Origin of the sequence: Streptomyces sp. NPDC102451 (assembly GCF_044765485.1) — a bacterium.
Lineage (GTDB): Bacteria > Actinomycetota > Actinomycetes > Streptomycetales > Streptomycetaceae > Streptomyces.
The window spans coordinates 169,349-195,397 of sequence record NZ_JBIWKD010000002.1 but is presented as its reverse complement, the minus strand read 5'-3'; the positions used below and the strand labels follow the sequence as shown (position 1 = coordinate 195,397).

General features: G+C 70.7%; 27 protein-coding genes and 2 pseudogenes. 12 read left to right on the top strand and 17 right to left on the bottom strand.

The window, feature by feature from the left end:
• Positions 1–8: 8 nt before the first annotated feature.
• The 4 genes from ACIRD8_RS04455 to ACIRD8_RS04440 are packed head-to-tail and all read right to left on the bottom strand — an operon-like array spanning position 9 to position 4,593.
• The gene (locus tag ACIRD8_RS04455) at positions 9–1,217 is read right to left on the bottom strand and encodes an ROK family transcriptional regulator (protein ID WP_403985878.1); all 1,209 of its coding nucleotides are present in this window, start codon (positions 1,215–1,217) and stop codon (positions 9–11) included.
• A 17-nt stretch (positions 1,218–1,234) separates the two neighbouring features.
• Complete coding sequence (locus ACIRD8_RS04450) at positions 1,235–2,161, bottom strand: carbohydrate ABC transporter permease (RefSeq protein ID WP_403987249.1); 927 nt, start codon at positions 2,159–2,161, stop codon at positions 1,235–1,237.
• Between the two features lie 14 nt (positions 2,162–2,175).
• Complete coding sequence (locus ACIRD8_RS04445; protein WP_403985876.1) at positions 2,176–3,156, bottom strand: carbohydrate ABC transporter permease; 981 nt, start codon at positions 3,154–3,156, stop codon at positions 2,176–2,178.
• A 33-nt stretch (positions 3,157–3,189) separates the two neighbouring features.
• Positions 3,190–4,593, bottom strand: coding sequence for an ABC transporter substrate-binding protein (locus ACIRD8_RS04440; RefSeq protein WP_403985874.1), 1,404 nt, complete (start codon positions 4,591–4,593; stop codon positions 3,190–3,192).
• A 136-nt stretch (positions 4,594–4,729) separates the two neighbouring features.
• Here ACIRD8_RS04440 and ACIRD8_RS04435 point away from each other — a divergent pair, with 136 nt between their 5' ends.
• From ACIRD8_RS04435 to ACIRD8_RS04415, 5 genes are all read left to right on the top strand, one after another.
• Positions 4,730–5,776, top strand: coding sequence for a zinc-binding alcohol dehydrogenase (locus ACIRD8_RS04435; protein ID WP_403985872.1), 1,047 nt, complete (start codon positions 4,730–4,732; stop codon positions 5,774–5,776).
• Between the two features lie 68 nt (positions 5,777–5,844).
• Entirely contained in the window at positions 5,845–6,645 is an 801-nt protein-coding gene (locus tag ACIRD8_RS04430) for a TIM barrel protein (protein WP_403985870.1), read from the top strand.
• Positions 6,642–8,027, top strand: coding sequence for an MGH1-like glycoside hydrolase domain-containing protein (locus ACIRD8_RS04425; RefSeq protein WP_403985868.1), 1,386 nt, complete (start codon positions 6,642–6,644; stop codon positions 8,025–8,027). Before ACIRD8_RS04430 ends, ACIRD8_RS04425 begins: the two co-directional genes overlap by 4 nt.
• Complete coding sequence (locus ACIRD8_RS04420) at positions 8,024–9,973, top strand: glycogen debranching N-terminal domain-containing protein (RefSeq protein WP_403985866.1); 1,950 nt, start codon at positions 8,024–8,026, stop codon at positions 9,971–9,973. Before ACIRD8_RS04425 ends, ACIRD8_RS04420 begins: the two co-directional genes overlap by 4 nt.
• A 109-nt stretch (positions 9,974–10,082) precedes the next feature.
• Complete coding sequence (locus ACIRD8_RS04415; RefSeq protein WP_403985864.1) at positions 10,083–10,694, top strand: dihydrofolate reductase family protein; 612 nt, start codon at positions 10,083–10,085, stop codon at positions 10,692–10,694.
• Between the two features lie 35 nt (positions 10,695–10,729).
• Here the strand turns inward: ACIRD8_RS04415 and ACIRD8_RS04410 are convergent, their stop codons facing one another.
• Positions 10,730–10,861, bottom strand: a complete 132-nt coding sequence (locus ACIRD8_RS04410; RefSeq protein WP_272925341.1) for a hypothetical protein — start codon at positions 10,859–10,861, stop codon at positions 10,730–10,732.
• Between the two features lie 183 nt (positions 10,862–11,044).
• Entirely contained in the window at positions 11,045–11,950 is a 906-nt protein-coding gene (locus tag ACIRD8_RS04405; protein WP_403985862.1) for an NAD(P)-dependent oxidoreductase, read from the bottom strand.
• A gap of 87 nt (positions 11,951–12,037) precedes the next feature.
• On the opposite strand from ACIRD8_RS04405, the gene ACIRD8_RS04400 reads away from it, so the two are divergent.
• Positions 12,038–12,409 (top strand): winged helix-turn-helix transcriptional regulator, encoded by a 372-nt coding sequence (locus ACIRD8_RS04400; protein ID WP_403985860.1) that lies wholly within the window; start codon positions 12,038–12,040, stop codon positions 12,407–12,409.
• Positions 12,410–12,548: 139 nt separating this feature from the next.
• Here the strand turns inward: ACIRD8_RS04400 and ACIRD8_RS04395 are convergent.
• Positions 12,549–13,118 (bottom strand): annotated as a pseudogene (locus ACIRD8_RS04395) (right-handed parallel beta-helix repeat-containing protein); the annotation flags it as partial.
• A gap of 62 nt (positions 13,119–13,180) precedes the next feature.
• Here ACIRD8_RS04395 and ACIRD8_RS04390 point away from each other — a divergent pair.
• Complete coding sequence (locus ACIRD8_RS04390; RefSeq protein WP_403985858.1) at positions 13,181–13,759, top strand: IS607 family transposase; 579 nt, start codon at positions 13,181–13,183, stop codon at positions 13,757–13,759.
• On the top strand, positions 13,756–15,234 hold the full coding sequence (gene tnpB, locus ACIRD8_RS04385) for an IS607 family element RNA-guided endonuclease TnpB (RefSeq protein ID WP_403985856.1): 1,479 nt from the start codon (positions 13,756–13,758) through the stop codon (positions 15,232–15,234). Before ACIRD8_RS04390 ends, tnpB begins: the two co-directional genes overlap by 4 nt.
• Before the next feature lie 54 nt (positions 15,235–15,288).
• Here the strand turns inward: tnpB and ACIRD8_RS04380 are convergent.
• From ACIRD8_RS04380 to ACIRD8_RS04370, 3 genes and pseudogenes are all read right to left on the bottom strand, one after another.
• Positions 15,289–15,504, bottom strand: a pseudogene (locus tag ACIRD8_RS04380) (hypothetical protein); the annotation flags it as partial.
• Positions 15,505–15,709: 205 nt separating this feature from the next.
• Complete coding sequence (locus ACIRD8_RS04375; protein WP_403985854.1) at positions 15,710–16,393, bottom strand: class I SAM-dependent methyltransferase; 684 nt, start codon at positions 16,391–16,393, stop codon at positions 15,710–15,712.
• Positions 16,394–16,503: 110 nt separating this feature from the next.
• A complete protein-coding gene (locus ACIRD8_RS04370; protein ID WP_403985852.1) occupies positions 16,504–16,857 on the bottom strand; it encodes a VOC family protein in 354 nt (117 codons plus the stop codon).
• Positions 16,858–16,962: 105 nt separating this feature from the next.
• Here ACIRD8_RS04370 and ACIRD8_RS04365 point away from each other — a divergent pair, with 105 nt between their 5' ends.
• Positions 16,963–17,670: a DUF2470 domain-containing protein gene (locus tag ACIRD8_RS04365; protein WP_403985850.1), complete on the top strand. Its 708-nt coding sequence runs from the start codon at positions 16,963–16,965 to the stop codon at positions 17,668–17,670.
• An 86-nt stretch (positions 17,671–17,756) separates the two neighbouring features.
• Here the strand turns inward: ACIRD8_RS04365 and ACIRD8_RS04360 are convergent, their stop codons facing one another.
• Entirely contained in the window at positions 17,757–17,834 is a 78-nt protein-coding gene (locus tag ACIRD8_RS04360; protein ID WP_371604899.1) for a 50S ribosomal protein bL37, read from the bottom strand.
• 402 nt (positions 17,835–18,236) lie between these two features.
• Between ACIRD8_RS04360 and malX the strand changes: the two genes are divergently transcribed.
• Both malX and ACIRD8_RS04350 read left to right on the top strand, forming a co-directional pair.
• On the top strand, positions 18,237–19,835 hold the full coding sequence (malX, locus tag ACIRD8_RS04355) for a maltose/glucose-specific PTS transporter subunit IIBC (protein ID WP_403985848.1): 1,599 nt from the start codon (positions 18,237–18,239) through the stop codon (positions 19,833–19,835).
• Between the two features lie 2 nt (positions 19,836–19,837).
• On the top strand, positions 19,838–21,070 hold the full coding sequence (locus ACIRD8_RS04350) for a MalY/PatB family protein (RefSeq protein ID WP_403985846.1): 1,233 nt from the start codon (positions 19,838–19,840) through the stop codon (positions 21,068–21,070).
• Positions 21,071–21,134: 64 nt separating this feature from the next.
• On the opposite strand, the gene ACIRD8_RS04345 is transcribed toward ACIRD8_RS04350, so the two are convergent.
• The 4 genes from ACIRD8_RS04345 to ACIRD8_RS04330 all read right to left on the bottom strand — a co-directional run bounded on the left by ACIRD8_RS04345 (position 21,135) and on the right by ACIRD8_RS04330 (position 23,573).
• On the bottom strand, positions 21,135–21,653 hold the full coding sequence (locus ACIRD8_RS04345) for a hypothetical protein (protein WP_403985844.1): 519 nt from the start codon (positions 21,651–21,653) through the stop codon (positions 21,135–21,137).
• 167 nt (positions 21,654–21,820) lie between these two features.
• Positions 21,821–22,339 carry an AAA family ATPase gene (locus ACIRD8_RS04340; protein WP_403985842.1) on the bottom strand — a complete coding sequence of 173 codons (519 nt, stop codon included), beginning with the start codon at positions 22,337–22,339 and terminating at the stop codon, positions 21,821–21,823.
• Between the two features lie 34 nt (positions 22,340–22,373).
• Complete coding sequence (locus ACIRD8_RS04335; protein ID WP_403985840.1) at positions 22,374–23,030, bottom strand: maleylpyruvate isomerase N-terminal domain-containing protein; 657 nt, start codon at positions 23,028–23,030, stop codon at positions 22,374–22,376.
• A gap of 72 nt (positions 23,031–23,102) precedes the next feature.
• Positions 23,103–23,573 carry an HIT family protein gene (locus ACIRD8_RS04330; protein WP_403985838.1) on the bottom strand — a complete coding sequence of 157 codons (471 nt, stop codon included), beginning with the start codon at positions 23,571–23,573 and terminating at the stop codon, positions 23,103–23,105.
• 112 nt (positions 23,574–23,685) lie between these two features.
• Between ACIRD8_RS04330 and ACIRD8_RS04325 the strand changes: the two genes are divergently transcribed.
• On the top strand, positions 23,686–24,099 hold the full coding sequence (locus ACIRD8_RS04325) for a hypothetical protein (protein WP_403985836.1): 414 nt from the start codon (positions 23,686–23,688) through the stop codon (positions 24,097–24,099).
• 87 nt (positions 24,100–24,186) lie between these two features.
• Here ACIRD8_RS04325 and ACIRD8_RS04320 read toward each other — a convergent pair whose 3' ends face one another.
• Both ACIRD8_RS04320 and ACIRD8_RS04315 read right to left on the bottom strand, forming a co-directional pair.
• Entirely contained in the window at positions 24,187–25,626 is a 1,440-nt protein-coding gene (locus ACIRD8_RS04320) for a gamma-aminobutyraldehyde dehydrogenase (RefSeq protein WP_403985834.1), read from the bottom strand.
• A gap of 16 nt (positions 25,627–25,642) precedes the next feature.
• Positions 25,643–26,044 (bottom strand): nuclear transport factor 2 family protein, encoded by a 402-nt coding sequence (locus ACIRD8_RS04315; RefSeq protein ID WP_403985832.1) that lies wholly within the window; start codon positions 26,042–26,044, stop codon positions 25,643–25,645.
• Positions 26,045–26,049: the final 5 nt, after the last annotated feature.

The following is a 26,049-nucleotide window of genomic DNA, read 5'->3' as shown; positions in this document are numbered from 1 at the left end:
CGGTGTGCTCAGACGCCGGTGCGGGCCAGGGCCGCGAGGCGGGCGTCGGCGCGTTCGGGTGCGTACAGGTGGTCGATGACCATGCGGGCGGCTCCGACCAGGGCCGCGCGGTCGCCCAGGGCGGAGGTGACGACCTGGAGGTGGGCGGTGGTGCGGGGCATGGCGCGCTGGTAGATGAGTTCGCGGACCCCGGTGAGGAAGGGGGTGCCCGCGAGGTCGCCGCTCAGCATCAGGACGCCGGGGTTGAGCAGGGTGACGACCGTGACCAGGACCTCGCCGACGCGCTGCCCCGCCTCACGGGCGAGCCTGACGGCGTCCGGCTGGCCCGCGGCGAGGTGTTCGCGTACGTCGGATCCCGACGCGGTGGGCACACCGGCCGCGGTGAGCTGGCCCGCGATGGACCGGCCGCTGGCGACGGCGGCGAGGCATCCGTAGGACCCGCACATGCACAGGGCGTCGGGGCGGTCGTGCAGGCGGATGTGGCCGATGTCGCCCGCCCCGCCGTCGATGCCCCGGTAGACCTCGCCCCCGACGACGACACCGGCGCCGATCCCCGTGGACGCCTTGACCAGGACGAAGGCGCTGCAGTCCGGGTGGCCGGCCCGCTGCTCCGCGAGGGCCATCAGGTTGGCGTCGTTGTCGACGAACACGGGCAGGGCCCCGGCGGCCGGCATCGGGCCGACGTGCTCGGTCCAGGCCTCGCGCAGTCGTTCCCGTACGGGGAAACGGTCCCAGCCGGGCATGATCGGCGGCTGCACGATCCGGGCCGACTCCCAGTCCACCGGCCCCGGCACGGAGAGACCGATGCCGCAGACCCGCTCGGCCCCCACACCCGCCTCGGCGAGCAGCGGGCCGAACCAGCGCGCCAGTTGGTCCAGGGCGCGGTCGGGGCCGTCGGCGATGACGAGGGTGCCGGTGTGCTCGGCGAGTACGGTGCCGGAGAGGTCGAGCGCGGCGACGCGGGCGTGCCGGGTCTCCAGGTCCGCGACGAGCACCACGGCGTGCGCCGGGTCGAACTCCAGCCGGGCGGAGGGGCGTCCACCGGTGGAGGTGCCGGTGGCGCCGCGCAGCCAGCCCGCTCCGAAGAGCTGGTCGAGCCGGTGTCCCACCGTGGAGCGGGAGAGCCCGGTCGCCTGCTGGAGCTCGCCGCGCGTGGTGGCCTCGCCGCTGCGAATAAGCTGCAGCAGATGCCCCGCGCTGGCCTGGTTTCCTGCCATCCCCGCCGTCCTCGCCCTCAGCCCTTGTCCGCGCCGCTGGTCAGGCCCTCGGTGAGGAGCCGTTCGGCGGAGAAGAACAGGAGTACCACAGGGATGGTGAGGACAACCGAACCGGCCATCAGCACCGTCTTGGACACCTCGATGCCGTTGGCCAGTTGCTGGAGTCCCAGGGAGACCGTCCACCGTTCTGGGTCGGCCGCCAGGAAGAGGAGGGCGAACAGGAACTCGTTCCAGGCGATCATGAAGACGTACAGCCCGGTGGCCATGAGCGTCGGCAGGGCGAGCGGCAGAATGATCCTGCGTACGGTCTGCAGCCGTGACGCGCCGTCGATCGCCGCCGCTTCCTCGATGCTGAACGGGATGGTGACGAAGTAGTTCTTCAGCATGTAGATCGAGACGGGGACGGTCTGCGCGATGTAGACGATGGCGAGCCCGATGAGGCTCCCCGACAGCCCCATCTTCGCGAACATGACGAAGAGCGGCACGGCCAGCAGCGTGGCCGGGAAGAGGTAGACGGCCAGGAAGAGGGCGCTGACCTGGCGGTTGCCGAAGAACTTCAGCCGGCTGACGGCGTACGCGCCGGGGACCGCGGCGGCCAGCGTGAGCAGGACCGTGGCGACGGCGACGAGCGCCGAGTTGAGCAGCATGCCGAGGAAGCCCTGGCCGCCGTCCTCGGAGGACTTGAGGACGCTCTCGTACGTGCCGAGGGTGAATTCCTTCGCCGAGACCCAGAGGTTGCCCGGGTCGAGGAGGAGGGCGTCGATGGGCTTCACCGACAGCATCAGCATGTAGTAGAAGGGCACGATCGTGATCGCGGCGAGGAAGGCGATGACCACCCAGCGCAGGACTCCGAAGAACCGTTCCTCGAACTGGGCGCGGGTGAGCCGGGGCCGCCTGGGGGCGGGCAGCGGGCGGGTGGTGCGCTCCGCCTGTTCGCGGGTCATCGTCGGGGTGGCGGTCATGCCGACTCCTCCTGCATCTTCTTGCCGAAGAACTTGAAGTAGACGCCCAGGAGGGCCATGAGGACGACGGCGAGGACGAGGGCCTGCGCGGAGGCGGCCCCGACGTCGAAGCGCGAGGTGAGGAAGTCGTAGACGCGGACGGCCACGACGTCCGTGCCGGAACCGCCGCCGGTGAGCAGGTAGATGTCGTCGAACTTGTTGAACGTCATGATGAAGCGCAGGACGGACAGCAGGGCGATGACGGGCATCAGCTGCGGCAGCAGGATGTGCCGGAAGCGCTGGGACAGCGTGGCGCCGTCGACCTCGGCGGCCTCCTCCAGGCCGGCCGGTACCGCCTGGAGGCGGGCGAGCATGAAGAGGAAGGCGAACGGGAAGTAGCGCCAGGTCTCGAAGGCGATGACGGTGAGCAGCGCCAGCGGGATGTCGAAGTGGACGCCGAGCACGCCTACTTCGTAGGAGCGGGTGGACAGGAAGGCGATGGGGTCGTCCCACCCGAAGAGCTTCCGGCCCCATTCGTTCACGATGCCGTACTGCGGGCTGAGGGCGACCTCCCAGACGAAGGAGACCGCGACGACGGGGGCGACGTACGGCAGGAGCATGGCGGCGCGCAGGACGCCCCGGCCCCGGAAGGGCCTGCGCAGGGCGAGGGCGGCGATCAGCCCGAGGACGACGGAGCCGGCGGTGGCGCCGACGGTGTAGAGGAGCGTGGTGCCGAGGCTGCTCCAGAAGCCGGGTGAGCCGAAGACCTGGGAGAAGTTGTCCAGGGTCCAGCGGCCGAAGAGGCCGCTCTCCTGGATGTCGACCAGCTTGGCGTTCTGGAAGGCGAGCAGCACGGTCCACAGGATCGGCAGGATCACCACGACCAGGACCACCAGGAAGGTGGGGGTCACGAAGGCGAGGCCCGCGCGGTTCTCCCGCCTGCTCGAACTCTGGGGTGGGACACGGCGCTTCTTCGCGCCGCTCTGAATTGTGCTCATGGGTCGGTTACCTCGTGAGGGAGCGGCGGGCGGCTACTGGAGGGACTTCTGGAGGGCGGTCACTTCGTCGTTCGCCTCCTCGGCGGCCTCGTCGGGCGAGAGCTGGCCGCTGGTCATCGCCCTGATGGCCTTGGCGACGGGGAGTTCGCCGTTGGTGGCGCCGACGAGGGCGCCCTGCCCCTGGGTGAGGCCCCAGCGCTGCATGCCGCCGACCCCGGTGACGAGCCGGTCAAGGAGCGCGGAGGGGTAGGCCTTCTGCATGGACTCGCGCCGGTCGACGCCCATGACGCTGGCGCGCCAGGCCTGCTCGAAGGAGCCGGGCTTCTGCGCCGTGCCGGTGCGGACGGGGATCTTGCCCTCAGGCGCCATGCCGAACCAGTCGGCGTACCCCTCGCCCATCATGTACTCGATGAACTTCCGGGAGGCGCCGGTCTCGGCGGTCCTGGTGACGGCCCAGGACGTGATCTCGCCGAACTGGGCGGGCTCCTTGCCGTCGGGGCCCTTCAGGGAGGTGACGACGCCGGTGTTGCGGGCCAGGAACTTCGGGTCCTTCTTGCACTCGGGGCAGCTGGGCAGGGCGTCCGAACGGAGGCCCGCCAGCTCGTCCAGCAGGAAGGACGACCAGACCATCATGGACGACTTCCCGGCGAAATAGGTGGCGCGCGTGGTGTCGACGCTCTGGGTGCCGGGCGCCCCGTGTTCGCGGGCGAGGGTGTCGTACGCCTTGAAGGCCGTACGGCACCCCGGGGAGTCGAGGGCGGGATCGCCCACCTCGTCGACCAGCTGGCAGCCGTTGGCCAGGGCGAGGTCCTCGAAGCTCTGCTGGGTGAAGACGTCCGAGGGGTCGGTGGCCAGCGAGATGCCGTCCCGGCCGCCCTTGTCGAGGGACGCGGCGGCCTTGAGGGCGCTCGCGTAGTCCTCGGGTGCGTCGAGTCCGGCCTTCGCGAACAGGTCCTTGCGGTAGACGAGGACCTGGAGCCAGGCGTCGGAGGGCACGCCGAGCCTGGTGCCGCCGTCGGAGGTGAGCGCGAGCGCGTTGCTGTTGAACGTGTCCGGCTGCAGGTCCTTCACGATGCGGTCGGCGACCTCGGTGTTGAGCAGGCCGTTGCCGTACATCTGCCAGACCTGGCCCATCGGGACCGCCCCGATCACGTCCGGGAGCTTGCCGGCCGCCGCCGCGGACATGATCAGCTGCGGCAGCTGGGCCTCGTCCACGCCGACGAGATCGACCTTGACGCCGCTCTCCTTCTCGAAACGGCTGATGACCTTTCTGGTCGCCGCCATCCGCGGCGGCAGGTTCTCCTGCGACCACACCGTGATCCTGTTGTCGGACTGCTCCGCGCCCGAGCTGCCGGAGCAGCCGGCCAGCAGGCCCCCGGCCAGGGTCGCGGCGAGCCCGAACAGGGTCACCCTCGACCGTCGGGTCTTCATCACCATGCTCTGTCCTCACGCCACTTACGCATTTTCCTGATGCATCTCAGCATCACTTTTGCTTGTTGACAAGACATAACTCTGAGATATCTTCGACTGAAGTCAGCGAGCAATACCCCTCCAAGCGCTACCGGAGCCCCCCGTGGAACGCGTCGTCCAGTTCACCGGCCCCCGTCAGGTCGAAGTCGCCGAGCACGAGAGCGCTCCGCTGCCCGCCGGGCATCTGCGGGTCCGCACCCGCTACTCCGGCATTTCGGCAGGAACGGAACTCACCGCCTATAGGGGTACGAACCCGTACCTCACGCGCACCTGGGACGCCGAGGCCCGGATCTTCCGCGACGGGGCGGCCGGGATCGAGTACCCGGTGGCCGGCTGGGGCTACTCCGAGGTCGGCGAGGTCACCGAGGTCTCCCCCGAGCTCGTCGGCACGCCCGGCATGCCGGTCACGGGGGATCTGGTCTGGGGCATCTGGGGCCACCGCAGCGAGGGCATCGTCCCCGCCGAGCGCATGGTCGGGCACGCCCTGCCCGCCGGTCTCGAACCGCTCGCCGGGGCCTTCGCCCGGGTCGGCGCCATCGCGTACAACGCGATCCTGGCCGCCGACATCCACCTGGGCGAGGACGTGGCCGTCTTCGGCCAGGGCGTCATCGGTCTGCTGACCACTCGCCTCGCCCAGCTCAACGGCGCACGCGTCACCGCGGTCGACGCGCTCGACGGCCGGCTCGCGACGGCCCGTGAGTACGGTGCGCGGCACACCCTCAACGCCCGTACCGACAGCGTCGCCGAAAGCATCCGGGCCGCCACGGGCGGGGCGGGCGCCGATGTCGCGATCGAGATCAGCGGGGTGTACCCGGCCCTGCACGAGGCCGTGCGCTCCGTCACCGTGGGCGGCCGGGTCGTGGCCTCCGGCTTCTACCAGGGTGACGGCGCGGGTCTCCGCCTCGGCGACGAGTTCCACCACAACCGGGTGCAGCTGATCTGCTCCCAGATCGGCGGGGTGCCGCCGCAGCTGGCGGGACGCTGGACCGTCGAGCGGCTCCAGCAGACCTTCCTCTCGCTGGTCGCCGAGGGCCAGGTCGATGTGAAGTCGCTGGTCAGCCATGTCGTCCCGGTGGCGGAGGCCGCCGACGCATATGTGCTGCTCGACGAGACGCCCGCCGACGCCCTCCAGGTCGTCCTGGAGTTCTGACCTCCGCGACCCGCCCCGATCACCCCAGGAACTCCCGCGCGCCGTACACCGGCGCCGAAAGGCACCCCATGCTGAAAACCGCCTGCCAGGAACAGCTCCTCCCCGGCGACACGCTCCAGGAGAAATGGGCCTTCGCCCAGGACGCCGGCTACGACGCCGTGGAGCTGCGGTCCAAGGGCGACTTCCACTTCCGCGACCGTCTGCCCGAGCTCAAGCAGGCCCTGGCCGACGGTGTGGTCATGCCGACCGTCTGCGTCGACATGCTGCACTTCTTCGCCGCGTTCGACGACGGCCTGCGCCGTGACGCGCTGGAGCAGATGAAGTCGCAGCTCTCGGTCGCGGCCGAGATCGGGGCGCTGGGCGTCCAGACCCCCGCCTCCTACGGGATGTTCTCGCGAAGGCTCCCCCCGTTCGAGCCGCCGCGCACCGAGGAGCAGGACCGCGAGGTGCTGCTGTCCGGCCTCTCCGAGCTGGGCGAGCACGCGCGCGCCGAGGGCGTCACCCTCTATCTGGAGCCGCTCAACCGGTACGAGGACCACATGGTCAACCGGCTGGAGCAGGCCGTCGACCTGATCCGCACGGTGGGCCTGGACTCGGTCCGCATCGGCATCGACAGCTACCACATGAACATCGAGGAGGCCGACCCCTCGGCCTCGATCCTCGCGGCGGCGCCCTACATCGGCCACGCCCAGGTCAGCGACTCAAACCGGTTCCAGCCGGGGGCCGGACACCTCGACTGGCCGGCCTGGATCGGCGCGCTGCACGGCATCGGCTACGACGGCTACCTCGCCGCCGAGTGCCGGCTGACCGGCGACCCCGTCGCCGCCGTGCGCTCCGTCCCCGCGTTCCTCCGGAGGTCCGGCGCGTGACGACGCTGCTCGAAACCCCCGTGCCCGCCGCCGCCGATCACCTGACCCTTCGGCGCGGCGCGGCACGGGTACTCCTGACCAACTGGACGGGCTCCTCCACCGTCCCGTCGCACGGTCTGTATCCGCACCAGTGGAGCTGGGACTCGGCCTTCATCGCGATCGGGCTGCGCCATCTGTCGGTGCGCCGGGCCCAGCGCGAGCTGGAGAGCCTGCTGGGCGCACAGTGGGCCGACGGACGTGTCCCCCACATCGTGTTCAGTCCCTCGGTGCCCCTGGACGCGTACTTCCCCAGCCCCGACTTCTGGCGCTCCTCCACGGACGGCGCCCGGGCGGGCGCCCCGGCCGGCACCGAGACCTCCGGCATCGTGCAGCCCCCGGTGCACGCGCTCGCCGCCTGGCTCGTGCACCAGGCGGACCCGGAGACCTCGCGGGACCGCGGCTTCCTGCCCCGGGTGTACGGCAGGCTCGTGGCCTGGCACGACTACCTCACGGGCCCCCGCGACCTCGGCGGCGGCGGGCTGGCGGCCATGGTGCACCCGTGGGAGCCCGGGATGGACAACAGCCCGTGCTGGGACGGCCCGTTGGCGCGTGTGGAGCCGGCCGCCCCCGGTTCGTACCGGCGCGCCGATCTGGACCACGGGCAGGCCTCGGAGCGCCCCACCGACCTGGACTACGGCCGCTATGTGCGGCTCGCCGCCGACTACCGGGACAGCGGCTACGCGGATGTGCGGGGCGGGCATGCCTTCGCGGTCGAGGACCCCTGTGTCAACGCGCTGCTGATCGTCTCGGAGCACGCGCTGGCCCGGATCGCCGCCGAGACGGGTGCGGACCCGGCCCCGCACGAGGCGCGGGCCGCGCGCCTCACCGCGGCCCTGGTGGAACGGCTCTGGTCGCCCGCCGACGGCATGTTCCTCGCCCGTGACCTGGTCGGCGGCGAGCTGATCCCCGAGCGCAGCGTCGCCGGGCTCGTGCCGCTCATCGTCCCCGGGCTCCCCCAGGGTGTCGTGGACGCCCTGCTGGACACGGTGACAGGTACGGGCTTCCGCCTCGGCGAGGTCCCGATGACACCGTCGTACGACATCACCGGGCACGCCTTCGACCCCTCCCGCTACTGGCGCGGTCCCGCCTGGTTCAACACCAACTGGCTGCTGGAACGCGGTCTGCGCGGGTACGGGCAGGCAGGTGCGGCCGACGCCCTGCGCACGGCGATGCTCGACGCGGCCGGCGCCAGTTCCTTCGCCGAGTACGTGGACCCCTTCACCGCCGAGGCCCGGGGCACCCGCGCCTTCGGCTGGACGGCGGCACTCACCCTGGACCTGCTGGCCGCAGCGCGCCCGGCGGACGAGGGCACCACTCGCACGACGATCGGAGTACGTACGTGAACGGCACGGCGGACACCACCCTGGTCCGCGCGGGTACCTTCGCCGTCCTCGGGGCCGACGGCGGTGTGGAGGGCCGGCGAGGCACCTCCCCCGACGGTCTGTTCCACCGCGACGCCCGGCATCTGAGCCGGTGGACCCTGACCGTCGACGGTGCCGCGCCGGCGGTGCTGGTGCCGTCGGCGGGCGAGGAGTCCGCCCGGTGCGTCCTCACCCCGCCGGGCACCCGGGACGAGCCGGCCGCCTACACCGTCTTCCGCGAACAGGCCGTCGACGCGGGTGTCCTGAGTGAGAGTCTGCGGCTGGTCAACAACCGCCCCGCGCCGGTCACCGCCGTCCTCTCGCTCACCGTGGACGCCGACTTCGCCGACCAGTTCGAACTGCGCTCCGACAAGCGCCGGTACGAGAAGGCCGGCGCCCTGCGCACGGCGAGCACCCACGCGGAGGGCGTCACCTTCACCTACGAGCGCGGCGCCTGGCTGTCGCGTACGGCGGTCTGCGCCTCCCCCGCCCCGGCCGCCGTCCGGCCCGTAGCCGATCAGGACACGGCGCACCGGCTGGACTGGCACCTGGAGCTGCCCGCCCACGGGACGGCCGAACTCCTGCTCACGGCCACGGCGTACGCGCACGGAGCGCCAGCGCCGGCCCTGGTCGGCACACCGGCCGAGGCCGTCGCCGAGCGCGCGGCGGACACCTCGGCCTTCACGGGCACACCGCTGCCCCTGCCGCCGGGGTCCCCCGAGGGGCTGGCCGCCGCGTGCGCCCGTGGGCTGAGCGACCTGGCGGCGCTGCGGGTCCCCGCCACCGGCCCGGACGGCGAGCACGTGCGCGTACCGGCGGCGGGGATCCCCTGGTTCCTCACGCTCTTCGGCCGGGACTCCCTGTTCACCTCGCTCTTCGCGCTGCCGTACCGGCCCGAGCTGGCGGAGGGGACCCTGCGCGCCCTCGCGGCGACCCAGGGCACGGAGTACGACACGGGGAGGGGCGAACAGCCGGGGCGGATCGTCCATGAGATCCGGCACGGCGAACTGGCCCACTTCCGCCAGGTCCCGTACGGCCGCTACTACGGCTCGGTGGACGCCACCCCGCTCTTCCTCGTGCTCCTGGACAGCTACACCGAGGCCACCGGCGACCACGCGCTCGCCACCCGCCTCGAACACCACGCACGGGCCGCCGTGACCTGGATGTTCCGGGACGGCGGCCTGGACGACGGCGGCTACCTGGTCTACTCGCCCGACCCGCAGGGCCTGGTGAACCAGAACTGGAAGGACTCCGAGGGCGCCATCTGCTTCCTCGACGGCACCCAGGCCGAGGGGCCGATCGCCGTCGCGGAGGCGCAGGGGTACGCCTACGACGCACTGGTGCGCACCGCGCGGCTGGCCCGCTCGCTGTGGGACGACGCCGCGTACGCCGACCGGCTCGACAGCGCCGCCGCCGGTCTGCGGGAGCGGTTCCTGCGGGACTTCTGGATGCCGGGCCCCGACTTCCCGGCGCTCGCCCTGGACGGCCGGGGGAGGCAGGTCGACTCGCTGGCTTCGGACGCCGGACATCTGCTGTGGTCCGGCATCCTCGACGCACGGCACGCCACGCGCGTGGGCCGGCGCCTGCTGGAAGCCGACTTCTTCTCGGGCTGGGCGATCCGTACGCTGGCTTCCGGCCGGCCCGGGTACCACCCGCTCTCGTACCACCGGGGCACGTCGTGGCCGCACGACAACGCGGTCATCCTGCTCGGTCTGGCGCGGTGCGGTCTGAAGGACGAGGTGCGCAGGGTCGCCCTCGGTCTGCTGGAGGCGTCGGCACACCACGGGCACCGGCTGCCCGAGGTGATGGCGGGCTACTCCCGCGACCAGCACCCGCGCCCGGTGCCGTACCCCCACTCCTGCTCACCGCAGGCCTGGGCGGCGGCCACCCCCCTGGCCGTGCTCACGGCGCTGCGGGAGGCCGGTTGACGCGTCACCGCCTGCCACGGCGCCCCGGGAGTGGCACAGTCGTGTCCGGTGGACCAGGGGGCCGTGGCGGTCGGTGGAAGAGCCGGCCGGTGGAAGAGAGTGATGCGCGATGAGGCTTGTCGTACAGGAGTTCCTGTCCCTCGACGGTGTCTCCCAGGGCCCCGGGTCCCCGGACGAGGACCGGAGCGACGGATTCGACCGGGGCGGCTGGTTCGTACCCCACCTGGACGAGGAGTTCGTGGAGGTGGCCGCCAGCTGGCTCGGCACGGCGGACGCGTTGCTGTTCGGCCGCCGCACCTACGAGAACTTCGCCCGGGACTGGCCGACGATGACCGACCATCCTTTCGCGCCGCTCATGAACGGCCTGCCCAAGTACGTCGCCTCCCGCAGCCTGACCACGGGTGCGTGGAATCCGACGACGGTCCTGAACGGGGATGTCCCTTCCCAGGTGGCCGAGGTGAAGAGCCGTCCCGGCCGGGACCTGCAGATCCACGGCAGCGCCCGGCTCGCCCAGTCCTTGCTGGCCGCGGGCCTGGTCGACGAGCTGCGCCTCGTGATCGCCCCGGTCGTGGTGGGCCGTGGCCGCAGGCTGTTCCCGGACGGTGGCGCCCCGGCCGGCCTGCGGCTCGTCAGCCACAGGACGACCGCGCGCGGGCTCTCCGTCCACACCTTCGAACCGACGGGGCTGCCGGAGCAGGGCGTTTACGGGGCCGGGGCCTGAACCCGGTTACGTGAAGGGGCCAGGGGCGGGCCGCTCTACCGCTGTCCGCGCCCCTGGTCCTGCAGGCGCCGGCCCTCGTCCCGCAGCCGCTGGTCCTGCAGGGCCTTGCCGTCCGCTTCCATCTTCCGCCCGCGCAGCTGCTGGAGCGCGGAAACCATCTTGCCCATGAGATCACCTCACGTCGGTGCCGCCGGACCCGCTCACGGCAGGCCCTTCCGCCCGGCCGGCCGGGGCGACTCCGAAGAGTCCCACCGGTCCGCCTTGCCCCAATTTTTCCCGCCGATCGAAACCGAATGCAAGTGCGGACGGTCACCTTTCTCCGAACAGGCGGAAGGGGCACGGGCGTGCGCTCAGCGTGGTGCCCGGATCCGGTCGATGATGCGCGTCCAGTTGTCGTTGCCGTGCCCGTCCTCGATCGCGTGCCGGTAGTGGGCCTGCACGGCCAGCGGGAGCGCGGGATCGAGTCCGAGTGACCTGCTGGTCCCGACGATGTGGTCGGCCGTCGCACCCATCATGGTGACCGTGCTGAGGTCGCCGGGATGCTCGCCGGCGTCGAGCGCGGCGCCGGGACGATCGTCGCCGGCCCTCAGGATGTCGCTGAGCGTGTCGGCGGTGGAGAGCAGCTCCGGGAGCGATTCCTCGGCCTTCATCCCGGCGGTCCCCAGCATCGCTGTGGCCTGCATCAACGCGGAGAGGGTGGTGAGGAACACCGTGAGCTGGGCCTGGTACATCATCTGGGCGAGGCCCGGATCCTCGCCCAGATACCTGGGTGTCCCGAGCGGCGCCAGCGCCGCTCGACGGCTCTCCATCACTTCGCCGGGGCCGCTGTAGTAGACGTAGGACGCCTCCGTGCCGACCATCGGCGCCGGGGCCATGATCCCGCCGGTGAGGAAGGCGGCCCCGTGGCCCGCCGCCCAGGCGGCGGCCTCGCGTGTGCGATCGGGGGTGTCGGAGCTCAGGTTCACCAGGGTCCGGCCGGCCAGCGATCCGGTGGCGCTGCCGAGGATGTCGTACATCGCCCGGTAGTCCGTGAGGCTGAGGATCACGAGGCCGCTCGCCTCGACGGCCTCGCGCGGTGTCGCCGCGCGCGTCGCTCCCTCGGCGACGACGCCGTCGGCGCGGGCGGCGGTGCGGTTCCATACGGTGACGGGGCGGCCTGTGGTGAGGAGGGTGCGTGTCATCGCCCGGCCCATCGGGCCGAGCCCGATCACGGTGACAGCGTCGTCCTGTTCGGTGTTACGGGTCTGTTCGTTCACCCCTTCATCGTCGGAGAGCGCCACTACGCTCGGAAGTACCCACTATTTACTGCGGTACTTACCTTTTAGTAAGGGAGCGAGCCACTGATGGCCAAGGCACCCAGACGCGGGCCCTACATCTGCGGCATCGACGCCGCGTTCGACGTGGTGAGCGGCAAGTGGAAGGGACTGATCCTCTGGGAGCTCGATGCCCATGGCGTACGCCGGTTCGCCGAACTACGCCGCGGACTGCCGGGAGTGAGCGAGAAGATGCTCACCCAGCACCTGCGTGAGATGGAGGCCGACGGCCTCGTGCACCGGAAGGTCTACGCCGAGGTGCCGCCCCGCGTGGAGTACTCCCTGACCGAGCACGGGCACACGCTCAACAAGGCGCTCGAACCACTCGGCGCCTGGGGCATCGAGCGCATGGGCCGCGAGGGCTCCGAACGAGCCGGCGCGGTGGAGACTCCGCACGGTTGAGGGGTTGCCCGTCCGGTCGGACGTGGCACGTCGGGACCCGCACCCACGGACGTCGCTCCCCCGGCCGGCTCGCGCATGGCGAGCCGGCCGGGGGCTGTGTGTGCGGTCCGACCGGGGGCTGTGTGCGGTCCGGCCGGATCTACTTCCGGGCGGACGCCCCTCCCGCGCCGCCGTTGATGACGAACTGCGACCCGGGTTCGATCACGACGTCCCCGTCGGCCGAACCGGTGATGGTCACATCGGTCAGCGTCGCGCTGCCCCGGGCGCCCCCATGGGCCAGAATCCCCGCCCCGTTGACGGAGTTGTCGATGCGGACGTCCGAGATCTTCGCGCCGGGCACGGACCCGCCGCCGGACTTGAACTGGATGCCGTCGTACATCGAGTCATGGATGTCGGTGTCGCGGATCGTGACGCCCGGGATGTCCTGCCCGGCCGCGAACAGTGTGATCGCGCCGAACTCCTGGGCCTCCCCCCAGAACGCCCCGCCCGTGCGGTGCAGTGTGTTGCCGGCGATCACTGTCTGCCCGGAGAAGGGCAGCGGATCGTGGTCCGTCGCCAGCATGATGCCGGGGTAGTTCATGGTGTCGGAGATGATGTTGTTCTCGATCGTGTTGCCGTAACCGCCGTAGACCGCGATGCCGTTGGCCCGCCACGGCAGCTGGATCGTGTTGTTGCGGAAGTGGTTGTCGTGGCCGACGTCCACCCAGGGGTAAACAACTGTTCCTATTTTTTCAGTGGATATGCGGTGTTCTCTGTGAATACCGTGGTGTTGTGAAGCTTTCGGAGTGGGCGGCGCGTAACGGTGTGCATTACCAGACTGCGTGGACGTGGGCGAAGGAGGGCCGGATGCCGGTTCCGGTCGTTCAGACGCCGTCGGGTACGTGGCTGGTGACCGAGCCCGCGGTGAAGTCCGCGGGCCGTGTGGTGGTGTATTGCCGTGTGTCGTCGGATGATCAGAAAGGGGACCTGGAGCGGCAGGTGGCTCGGACGGTGCAGGGCGCGACCGCCCGGGGCCTGGCGGTCTCGGACGTGGTGACGGAGATCGGGTCCGGTCTGGACGGGCGCCGCCGTAAGCTGCACGGGCTTCTGGCCGATCCGGGGGTGGGCACGATCGTGGTGGAGCATCGTGAGCGTCTCGCCCGGTTCGGTGTCGAGCATCTCGAAGCGGCCTTCTCGGCCTCGGGGCGGTGTCTGCTGGTCCTTGACCCGGCCGAATCCGACGATGACTTGGTGCGGGACGTCACCGAGGTCCTGACCTCGATGTGCGCCCGCCTGTACGGGCCGCGCTCGGCGAAGAACCGGGCCGCCCGCGCGGTAGCGGCCGCCACCGCGCAGGACGTGGCCGGATGAAGAGATTCGTCCCGCAGCCGGGCTTCGCCGTCTCCGCGCACAGGCTGGCCCTGGACCCGAACGCCACAGCTATAGCCCGTCTGTATTCGCATGCGGGTGGGGCGCGGGCCGCGTACAACTGGGCTGTCGCCCATGTCACCGCGGTGTGGGATCAGCGCCGGGCCGAGCAGTCGTACGGGATTCCCGAGAACGAGCTGACGCCGTGGCGGTCCTGGTCACTGCCCGCCCTGCGCAAGGCGTTCAACGAGGCCAAGCGGACCGATCCGCGGTTTTCGGGGTGGTGGGAGGAGAACTCCAAGGAGGCCTACAACACCGGTCTGGCCAACGCGTCCGCCGCGTTCGACAACTACGCGAAATCCAAGAAGGGGAAACGCAAGGGCGCGAAGGTAGGTCTTCCGCGTTTCAAGTCGAAGCGGAAGGCGCGTTTGGCCTGCCGGTTCACGACCGGCACGATCCGTATCGACGCGGACGGCAGGCATGTCACTCTGCCCCGGATCGGCACGGTCCGTCTCCACGAACCCCGCCCCGACCTGCGCGCCCGTATCAACGCGGGACACATGCGGATCCTGTCCGCAACCGTGCGGCTGGACCGGGGACGCTGGTTCGTCTCCTTCCAGGTCGAGCAGCGAGACGAGCTGGTGCGGGTGGCCCGCCCGGATGCGGCGGTCGGCATCGACCTGGGCATCAAATCCCTCGCGGTTCTCGCGGACAGTGACGGCACGGTGACCGAGGTGCCCAACCCGCGTCACCTCGACCAGGCGCAGAAACAGTTGCGTCGGGCCAGTCGTGTCGTCTCGCGCCGCCAGGGTCCTGACCGGCGTGCGCGGAAGCCCTCGCGGCGGTGGGAGAAGGCGAACCGGGCCCGGAACAAGGTTCAGTACCGGGTGGCGAATCTGCGCGAGGACACTCTCCACAAGCTGACCACTCGCCTCATCCGCACGTACGGCACCCTCGTGGTCGAGGACCTCAACGTGGCCGGGATGGGCCGCAACCGGCGGTTGTCCCGCCGGGTCGCGGACGCCGCGTTCGGCGAGATCCGCCGCCAGCTCACCTACAAGACCCGCCGGCACGGCACACGCCTGGTGGTGGCCGACCGGTGGTTTCCCTCCTCGAAGACATGCTCACGCTGCGGCGCGGTGAAAGCCAAACTGCCCCTGAGCGTGCGTGTCTTCGAGTGTGATGCCTGCGGGCTCGTCCTGGACCGGGACGCGAACGCGGGACACAACCTGCTCACCCTCGCCACCCGCAACACCAGCACCATTCGTATGACAGGTACCGGAGTGGCCGGAGACCTGGACCCCACCCCCATGGTGGTGGGGTCGAAGCCCCGTGGAGCCGACCGCAAGACCCGCACCACCCGTCCCGGCCACCCGGCCGGGAAGGGGCGGGCAGGTGGCACAATCCCCAGCCCCAGAGCCGGGACAGAAACGGGAGACCGCCAACAGGACACCAGAACGCAACTCGCACTCTGGTGACACCGTCACGGACCATTCCGACAGAAACGCCGGAATTGCTGAGATCCACTGATGATCAAAGCAACGGTTCTTCACGTACTTGCTGGACCAGACGGCCAGCGAGTCGTCACCGGTGTTCCGGAACGAGGAGTTGAAGACCGTCGAATCATGCGTCCCGTTAGCGAAGTTGATGCCGTCCGCGTAGGTGTTGCGTATCCGCATGCCGGTGAACTCGACGCCGCCCTCGGCGTTGCCGTCGCCGCCGCGGATGGTGCCGGCGCCGAAGATGGCCCGGCACGTGCGGGCTGCCGGTACACCGACGGGAGTGATCAGGGACGCCGGCAGGAGGGAGGGAGCAGGTCACCTGCCGGGAACTCGCGCATGTTGCATGGAATTTTGAGTGATCTGGTCAATATTTTGTGGTGCCGAGGTGACAGGTTTCTAGCAGCGCGCACATTTGTCAACGGTCCTCACACCGCTACCGCCCGGAGGCTGTTCAGCGGCCGGCGGGCGCCACAGGGCGCTCGGGCCGGTGCCACACGAGCGAGTAGCGCCAGAACAGCCGCCGCCGTAACCGCGCGCCGGGCAGGATCTTCGCGGCCTCACCTGCGATGTCGTCGAAGGTCATGGAGGCGGGGCGCGTACGGGCCGTCATGGAGACGGGGCGGCGCGAGGGCCTGCCCCTGTTCCTGATCCAGCCCGTGGCGGCGTTGGCCGGCACGGCGACGAGACCGAGCGCGTGATCCAGGGGACTGGCGGCCCGGGACAGCCCGAGGACCACCAAGGTGCCGCCCGGGGCCAGTTGGCGGCCGAAACAGGTGAGCGCCTCGGTGAACGGCAGATGGTGGAGCGTGGCGACGCACGTGATGACGTCGAAAGGGCCGCCGGGGAGCTCCGCCGACACATCGGCGACGGCGAAGGTCACGGGGAGCGTGGCGGGGGTGAGTTCGCGGGCGCGGGCGGTGATCTCCGGATCGGCGTCCAACGCCGTGACGGCCTTCGCACGTCCGGCGAGGAGTCTCGCAAGGTCACCGCTGCCCGATCCGACGTCCAGGGCGCTCCCGAAGCGTCCCGGCAACTGCCGGAGGATCCAGCGGTGGTAGTGGGCGTTGTGATCCCAGGGATAGGTGGCGTTGAACCGTTCAAGGGCCCGCAGGACCCGGGGCGACAGCAGATTCATGCGGTCAGTCAATCAGCCGGGCCTCAGGGCGGGGCGGACGGCCGGGCAGGGCAGGTCAGGCGGGCCGCAGGCCGGGAGCCGGGCGCGGGGGCGGGGGCGGGCGCGGGTCGTCAGTAGAACTGCGACAGGCAGAATTCGTTGCCCTCGGGGTCGGCCATCACGACGACCACACCCTCGTCGTAGTCGTGCCGCTCGCCGGTGGACCGGCCGCCCAGCGCGACGACTTGGGTGATCCCCCGGTCGATGTCGTCGACGTTCACATCCAGATGCAGGCGCACCTTGCCCTGCTTCGGCTCGGTCACCGGCTGGAAGACGAGGCGCGGCTGGGGGTCGTCGACGCTGCCGAGATAGACCCAGCCAGGCCGGGTGGGCCCCTGCGGGCGGTCCAGCAGCACACTCCAGAAGCGGGCGACCCGCTCCACGTCGACGCAGTCGACGGTCACCCCGACCCAACGATTCGTCATGCCGGACAGCATACGGCGCTACCCGATCCCCGCATCATGGGTTAGGTTAGGCATACCTAAGTAACTGCAATGAGGTCTCCCCGCCCGCTCCTCTGGAGAACTTGGATGCGTCCTTTCAACTCCCGCGTCACACAGCCCACCCCCGCCGAACGCGTCCTGTCCATCCTGACCGCAGCCCATTCGATGACTGTGGTGAGCGATGGGCTCGACCCCGTCGAGGTGCACCGCCTCGACGGTTCGGCAGCGATGGGCCACATCCACCTGCACGAACCGTCCGAGGAGGGCTCGCCCCAGCCGGGGCCGCGCATCCCCGTGCGGCTGGAGTTCACCGACATCGCGCCCACGCCCGTACGGGACCGTATGCGCGCCCGCGTCACGGTGACCGGCCTGCTGGCGGCCCCGTACAGCACGGACTCCGAGGAGAGCACCTGCATGGAGTTCGGCCAGGCGGTGTTCGAGGACGACAGGGGCCGCGCGTTCGTCACCCTGGACACGCTGCAGGACACCGTCCCGGACCCGATCGCCACCAGCGAGGCGGGGATGCTCACCCACCTCGTGGACGACCACGGCGAGCTCGTCCCCCTGCTCCTGCGGCTCGTGCACCCCCAGCCAGAGAAGGGCGCGACGCGCGTCCTCCCGCTGGCGATGGACCGCTACGGGGTGACGCTGCGCCTGGAGTACCCGAGGTCCCACCGCGACGTACGCCTGCCGTTCGCCAAGCCCGTGGCCCGGCTCGACCAGGCCGGCCCCCAGATCCACGCCCTCCTGGCCGCCGCCCGTCGCGCGTCCCACCGCAACCAGCTGCTGACCTGAATCACGGCCCGCGGCCGACGCCGCCAGGAACGGGTCCGGGGGGTGGCACCCATGTGCCACCCCCCGGACCCGTTCCTGGCGCGCCCTCAGGTCTGGGGACGGCTGCCGTGGTTCGCGCCGTTCTTGCGGCGGGCCTTCTTCTTGCGACGTCGCTTCGAGGACATCGAACCTCCTGAGTCAGTAGTTTTTGCACACTATCCACCGGATTGTCGGCTCCGGCAGCCACAGAGCCCCTTACCCACCCACGCGTCGGCAAACACCCCGAGATGCACCGAAGAGGTGGCGTACGCCACGCCACGCGACAGGGCTCTCACTCCGTGTCCTCCCCCCGCCTCCGGCGCCGACCGTCGCCCTGATCGTCGTGGACAGCCATCGACCTGCTGTGATGTGATCCGTGCGGCGGAACGGCCCCTTCCGGGCGCGGCTCACCGGGCGATCCCCAGGTGCGACGCGCGAGGGCGGCCCGACCCCCTCGTCATGTTTCCGCCGCTCGATCACCCGTGGGTCCCCGCATCGCCACGGCGAGCGCTCGGGTCCGTCCCCCCAGGCTCGAAAGTTCCGTACACATGCAGAAGACCAAAGCCGCACTCTGGGAGTTCCTCCAGGGACTCGGCAAGACGTTCATGCTCCCGGTGGCCCTGCTCGCGTTCTGCGGCATCATGCTGGGCATCGGCTCCTCGCTCTCCAGTGAGGCCGTCACCGACAACCTGCCCTTCCTGAAGGCCGAGGTCTTCCACCTCGTCTTCACCTGGATGGCCAACACGGGGCTGGTCGCCTTCACCTTCCTGCCCGTCCTCTTCGCGATGGCGATCCCGCTCGGCCTCGCCCGCGAGGACAAGGGGGTGGCCGCCTTCTCGGGTTTCGTCGGCTTCGCCGCCATGAACCTCGCGGTGAACTTCTACCTCACCTCCAAGGGGGTGGACTTCGAGGACGCGTCCGCGATCGAGCACTACGGCATAGCCGACGTGCTCGGCGTGCAGTCCATCGATACGGGACTCCTCGGAGCCGTGGCCGTTGGCATCGTTGTCAGCCTTCTCCACCAGCGCTTTCGTACGCAGCGGATGCCTGATGCACTGGCCTTCTTCGGCGGTCTCCGCTTCGTCCCCATCATCTCCGCTCTCGCCCTGAGCGTGCTCGGTCTGCTCATCCCGCTGGTGTGGCCGACCTTCAACGGCTGGATCACCGCCGTGGGCCGGGGCATCGGGCACACCGGGGTCTTCGGGCCGTTCTTCTTCGGCATGGGAGAGGTGCTGCTGCGGCCGATCGGGCTCCACCACATCCTGGTGGCCATGTTCCGGTTCACCGATGTCGGCGGTTCGGGAGCGGTGTGCGGGGACCATGTCTCCGGCGCCCTGAACCTGTTCTACGCGCACCTGGACTGCGCCGGCGCCCCGAACGGCGAGGTCACCGAGGCGACGCACTTCCTCTCCCAGGGCAAGATGGCGTCCTACCTGGGCGGCCTCCCGGGCGCGGCGCTCGCGATGTACCACTGCGCCAAGAGGAAGATGCGCCCGGAGATCAAGGCCCTGCTGGTGTCCGGTGTGGTGGCCTGCGTGGTCGGCGGCATCACGGAGCCGCTGGAGTTCCTGTTCCTCTTCGTCGCCCCGTGGCTGTACGCCATCCACGCGGTCCTGGTGGGGCTCGGCTTCCTCACGGCGGCGGTGCTCGGCGTGTTCATCGGGAACACGGACGGCAACGTCATCGACTGGCTGGTCTTCGGCGTCCTCCAGGGCTCGACGACCAAGTGGTACCTGGTGCCGGTGATCGCGGCGGTGTGGTTCGCCGTGTACTACTTCCTGTTCCGCTGGGCGATCACCCGCTTCGACCTCAGGACCCCGGGCCGCGACGAGGAGCCGGACGACGCGGACGGCGACACCGCCGCCCCGGAAGCGGCGGCGCCCGCGCGTGAGCTGGTCGCCGGGAAGTACGACGCCGTCGCGATCCTCGACGCGATCGGCGGTGCCGAGAACATCCGCACCCTGGACAACTGCATCACCCGCCTGCGCATGACGGTCGAGGACGCCGCACAGGTGGACGAGGCCCGGCTGAAGAAGCTCGGCGCCGTAGGAGTGATCAAACTCGACGGCCACACCGTGCAGGTCATCATCGGGCCGCAGGTCCAGTCGGTGAAGGACGCCATCGCCACCATGATCCCGGTGGGCTGACCATGGTCTCCTCCTCCCCTGCTCCCTCGGCCCGTGGGGCCGCGCCGGATCCGTACGGCTTCGACACCGTGGTGGACCGGCACGGCACCTGGTGCACGCAGTGGGACTACGTCGAGGACCGCTTCGGCGTGCCGGATCTGCTGCCGTTCACGATCTCCGACATGGACTTCGAGACCGCCCCGGAGATCATGGCCGCGCTCCGCGGCCGGCTGGACCACGGGGTGCTGGGCTATTCGCGGTGGCGGCAGGACGACTTCCTGTCCGCGATCGTCCACTGGTACGCGACCCGGCACGCGACGGCCGTCGATCCCGGGTCGATCGTCTACGCGCCGTCGGTCGTCTACCAGCTGTCGCAGCTGCTCCGGCTCTGGTCGGATCCGGGTGACGGCGTGGTCGCCCACACCCCCATGTACGACGCGTTCCCCAAGACCGTGGCGGCCCACGGGCGCCGGCTGCGGGAGTGCCCGCTCGACGACTGGACGGAGCTGGAGCGACTCCTGGCGCTGCCCGACACGTCCGTGCTGCTGCTGTGCTCGCCGCACAACCCGACGGGCCGGGTCTGGTCCGGGGACGAGCTGGACCGGATGGCGCGGCTGTGCGCGCGGCACGGGGTGGCCGTCATCAGCGACGAGATCCATTCCGATCTGGCCCATCCCCCGCACGTCCACCGCCCCTGGGCCGGACACGGCGGCGAGGGCCGGTGGGCCATGATCACCTCGGCGTCCAAGTCGTTCAACATCCCTGCTCTGACCGGAAGTTACGGGATTATCGGTGATCCCGCGTCGCGCGACGCCTATCTGAGGCAGCTCAAGGAGGCCGACGGTCTCTCCTCGCCCGCGGTGCTGTCGCTGGTCGGGCACATCGCGGCGTACAGGGACGGCGCGCCCTGGCTGGATGCCTTGCGTACGTACCTCGCGGGCAACCTCGCGACGGTCGCCGGCCGGCTGCGCGAGGAGTTCCCCGAGCTCGGCTGGGAGCCTCCGCAGGCGGGGTACCTCGCCTGGATCGACCTGCGGCCGCTCGGCGTCGACGACGAGGCGCTGCAGCGCGAGCTCGTCGAGGTGGAGAAGGTGGCCATCATGCCGGGAGCAACGTACGGCTGTCCGGGGCGGGTTCGGCTCAACGTCGGATGCCCCCGGTCCAAGGCGGTCATGGGTGTCGAGGCGCTGGTGCGGGCGTTGCGCCGGCTGACGCGGGAAGGGCGGGGGCCGGGAGCTCACCGGGGCGGCGCCTGACCGGCCGGGCGGGGCCGTCCCCGCCCGGCCCGGGCCCGCGGTGGGCGGCAGCGTCTGCGAAGTGTCAGTGCCCGGCGGCGGCCTTCACCAGTGCGACCGCGACACCGATGACCGCGTCGGCCAGACCGGCCAGCACCGCGAGGAGGACGCCGCCACCCATGCGCAGCCCGCCCGCGCAGCCCCAGGCGAAGAGCGAGGCGATGCCCACGCCGGCCGCCGTCATCAGCGCGGCGGACAGGGACAGGACGTCCAGAGCGGCGAGGGCGATCATCACGCCGGGGCCCACCGCGCAGGACAGCAGCGGGCTGCTGACGTACAGCATGCGGCGCAGGTCGTGCCCGGTGGCGAGGTGGCCGTGCACGGTGCGGTGCGCCTGCTGGTCGGCGACGAACGCGGCGAGCCACAGCCCCAGTGCGGCGGTCAGGACCGTGGCGAGGGCTCCTGCGGTGCCGGCGTCGCTCACGGACAGACCGACCACCACGGCGATCATCGTGATCGTCGCGTAGATCCGCTCCTTGAGCCGGTCCACCAGCGCACCCGTGGCCGGTCCGGGCGGCGGTCCCGGCCGCCGGTCGTCCGCCATCCGGTTTCCTCCGCCCGTCACGGGACGGCGGACGTCGCGCGTCCCTGGTCCGGCACCGCGGCAAGCTCACGGAGAGCGCCGTGGTCACGGCCACCAGCATGCCCTGCCGGCGGGCCGAAATCCGGAACCACGGGCCCGCCGGCCGTCGGTGTCACCCCTGGAAGCGCCTACCGCCCGCCGGGGACGAGGGTACCGAGGTGGCGCAGGAGTGCGGCCAGCGACTCCTGCGGCTCCTCCCCCGCCGTGTCGACGACGATGTGGTCCCGGTTCCACGGCTCGTAGTCGTGGTCGAGCACCTGCTGCCAGTCGGGCGGGGTCAGGCCGGGGATGTCGATGGTCCGTGAGGTCACCCGCTGTCTGTGCTCGTCACGGTCCGAGCAGATCACCTCCACCTCGGCGAGGGGGACGGCCGCTCCTGTTCCCACGTCCCGCCAGCTGTCCCGGGTCACGGCGAGGGGGTTCACGGATTCCGCGATCACGGTGAGCCCCTGCCGGAGGTGGTCGCCGGCCAGGGCGTATCCCACGGCGTATCCGACCGGTCCGAGGGGGTGCTGAGCGAGGCCCGAGCGGACGACCGCCTGCTCGATGGTGTCGATCCGCAGGTGGACCGCGCCGATGCGTGAGGCCAGCAGGCGGGCGAGCGTGGTCTTGCCGGTTCCGGGCAGTCCTCCGATGACGATGAGCATGGCTCCATGCTGTCATCGTGCGGAGCCCGGGCGGTCAGCCGAGGACGAAGGGAAGTTGCGCGGCCAGTTCGCCGAGCTCGGCCTTCTCCGCTTCGGTCGGTGGACGCCGTCCGGTACCGACCAGGAGCGCGTCCCTGTCGGTGAGCGACGCGGGGAAGGCGTTCCCGGCGATCTCCTCCAGCAGCCGGCGCGACCTGGCGAGCGTCTCCTCCGGGGCTTCCGGGGCGTCAGGGAGGTACGCGATCAGATCAATGTGGTGCAGCGTCCACTCCAGGACGTACGTCGTGAGGTAGTCGGCCGCGGTCAGGACCTCGCCGCGGGTGCCGACGCGGAGGTCCGGTGCGGCAAGTGCGGCGGCGCGGCCGGCGGCGGATCCCACGTCGTCCAGGTGGAACTTCAGCAGGCCGGGCTCCTCGTACGCGGCTGCCAGCCGGACGGTCAGCGCGTCGAGCGGGTCGTCGCCGCTCGGCGGCGTCCGGGTGACGTCCCAGTAGGTCGCCGCGTCGCGGGTCGGTTCCGTCCCGGCGGGTGTCGCGAGCGTGATCAGGACGTCCTGGGCGTCGATGACCAGATGACACACGAGGTCCCGCACGAGCCACCCGGCGCAGCCGGACGGTCGGGAGAAGTCCTCGTCCGGCAGTCCGGCGACCGCTGTGCGCAACGCCGTCCACGAGCGTGAGAAGAGATCCACGCCGGCGACGCTAGTGCAGCGCCGCGAGGGTCCACAAGAAGAGGCCGCCCGGACGCGGGTACCTCCACGGCGTCAATGTGGTTTCTGCGGGCTCGCATCGAGCTGAGCTCGTAGGGAGTGTGCCAAGTGGTCCGCCTGATCGGCCGTCACCCGCTCGGGCTCCGGTCGGCCGAGCAGCCCGAAGACGCCCGCCCCCCGTTGCTCGGGAGGCAGTCCCGGCATCCGCGGCACGATGTGGAAGTGCGCGTGAGCGAAGCCCTCGGCCTCGGCGAACTGGATGACGTAGGTCTTGACGCAGCCGGTCACGCTCCGGAGGGCCCGGGAGAGCTTGACCTGCCATGTCCCCAGGGCCGCGGCCTCGGCGTCGGTGAGGTCGTGGACGGCCGTGACATGACGGCGGGGCAGGAGCACCAGCCAGCCGGGCACCGCCGTGTCGAAGGCATGGGCCACCCTCCAGAGTTCGTCGAACACGACGCACTCGCGTGGCGGGAGTTCGCCGAACTGTGCTTCTCTGCCGCACACGTAGCAGTCGGGAGCCGTCATGGAACCGGATCGTAGAGCCACCTCGCCCCTGGGGCACGGGAGTTGGCGTCGATGCCGTGCTCACGTGATACACCGGAGAATCACCGCGACGCCGGCAGAGAGGGTCCCGCCCATGAGCAGGCCGACGACATCAACTCCGCTGCCCAGGGACACGAAGGTGCTGTCCATCGGGTTGCATCCGAGTGCGCTCGACTACAGCCGGATGCCCGAGGGCCTCGACGAGGCGGTGCTCACCGCCCGGATCGAGGCCGGGAACGCGGCGCTGCGCGAGGCCGGGTTCGATGCCGTCCCCTGCCTGATCGACACCTCCCCGGACCGCGCCGAGGCGACCGTCCGGGAGCAACTCCAGGAGCATGCGTTCGGCTTGGCGATGATCGGCGCCGGCGTACGGGTGGCCCCGGAGAACACCCTGCTGTTCGAGCGGCTGGTCAACGTCCTCGCCGAGGCGGCGCCCGGGATCCGGCTGTGCTTCAACACGGCGCCGGAGAACACGGTCGAGGCGCTGAGGCGGTGGATCCGCGCGTGAGCGTGCTCCTCACCCCGGGTGGGCCCGTGGGTGCCCGGTGCCAGGAACCAGCACCGGGCACGCCGCTACGACGCTGAGGAGTCGTCGTCAGAGCGAGGTCATGACGTGCTTGATCCGGGTGTAGTCCTCGAAGCCGTACGCGGAGAGGTCCTTGCCGTAGCCCGACTTCTTGAACCCGCCGTGCGGCATCTCGGCGACGAGTGCCATGTGGGTGTTGATCCACACACAGCCGAAGTCGAGGTTCTTCGACATCCGCATCGCCCGCGCGTGGTCCTTGGTCCACACCGAGGAGGCCAGGGCGTACTCCACGCCGTTGGCGTACTCCACGGCCTGGGCCTCGTCCGCGAACGACTGGACCGTCATGACCGGCCCGAAGACCTCCTGCTGGACGATCTCGTCGTCCTGCCGCAGCCCTGACACGACGGTCGGGGCGTAGAAGTAGCCCTTGTCGCCCACCCGGTGGCCGCCCGCCTCGATCCTGGCGTGCTCGGGCAGGCGCTCGATGAAGCCGCTGACCTGGGCGAGCTGGCCCGCGTTGTTGAGGGGGCCGTACAGCACGTCCTCGTCGTCCGGCAGGCCGGTCCTCGTGTCGGCCGCGGCCTTGGCCAGCGCGGCAACGAACTCGTCGTGGACGGACTCGTGGACCAGGACACGGGTCGCGGCCGTACAGTCCTGGCCGGCGTTGAAGAAGCCGCCGACCACCAGGTCCTCGACCGCCTTCGCCAGGTCGGCGTCCTCGAAGACCACCGCGGGGGCCTTGCCGCCGAGCTCCAGGTGGACCCGCTTGACGTCCTTGGCGGCGGACTCGGCGACCTGCATGCCGGCCCGCACCGAACCGGTGATGGAGGCCATCGCCGGGGTCGGGTGCTCCACCATCAGGCGGCCGGTGTCACGGTCGCCGCAGACCACGTTGAAGATTCCGCGGGGCAGCTCCAGCTCAGCCAGGACTCCGCCGATGATCTCGGCGATCAGCACCGTGGACGCGGGGGTGGTGTCCGAGGGCTTGAGGACGACCGCGTTGCCCGCCGCGAGCGCGGGTGCGAACTTCCACACCGCCATCAGCAGGGGGTAGTTCCAGGGTGCGACCTGTGCGCACACGCCGACGGGTTCACGCCGGATGATGGAGGTCAGCCCCTCCATGTACTCACCGGCCGAGCGGCCTTCGAGCATCCGCGCCGCCCCCGCGAAGAAGCGCACCTGGTCGATGGCGGGGGCGAGTTCGTCGCTGCGGAGGAGGTGGAGCGGCTTGCCGGTGTCCCGGCTCTCGGCGGCGACGAGGTCGTCCGCGCGTGCCTCCATCGCGTCGGCGATCTTCAGCAGCGCGCGCTGGCGCACGGACGGTGTGGTGTCGCGCCAGACCGGGAAGGCGGCGGCCGCGGCCGCCATCGCCGCGTCGACGTCGGCCGCCCCGGACAGCGGGGAGGTCGCGTAGACCTCGCCCGTGGTGGGGTCCACCACGTCGAGCGTGCGGCCGTCCGAGGCGTCGGCGAACGCACCGTCGATGTAGTTGCGGAACGTGGTGCTCATTGGGCGTCTCTCCCGGTCAGGCGGTGGTGCGGGCGGAAAGGTGCTCGTGGACGGCGGCCCAGCGGCCGTCCTCTGTGCGGGCGAAGACGATGGTCTCCCGCTCGTGGACCGTCTCCTCACCGGCGTGTGTGGCGACCCGGGTCTCCACGTCGTGGCTGAAGACGGCCGTGTCGCCGAGGTGCTGGATCAGTGGGGCGGACGAGATGCAGCCGAGGACGCGGAAGCCGTCGTGCTCCACCCACTGCTGCCAGAGGGCGCGGTACTCCGCGGTGGAGCCGAGCCGCTCGGCAGTGGTGTGGAAGACGAACGTCGCGTCCGGGGCGAAGGCACCGAAGTAGTCGTCGAGGCGGCCTTCGGCGAAGGCAGCGACGAGGGCGTCGGCGGCATCCCTGACCTCCGGGGCGGTGGTGGTGCTCATGGTCA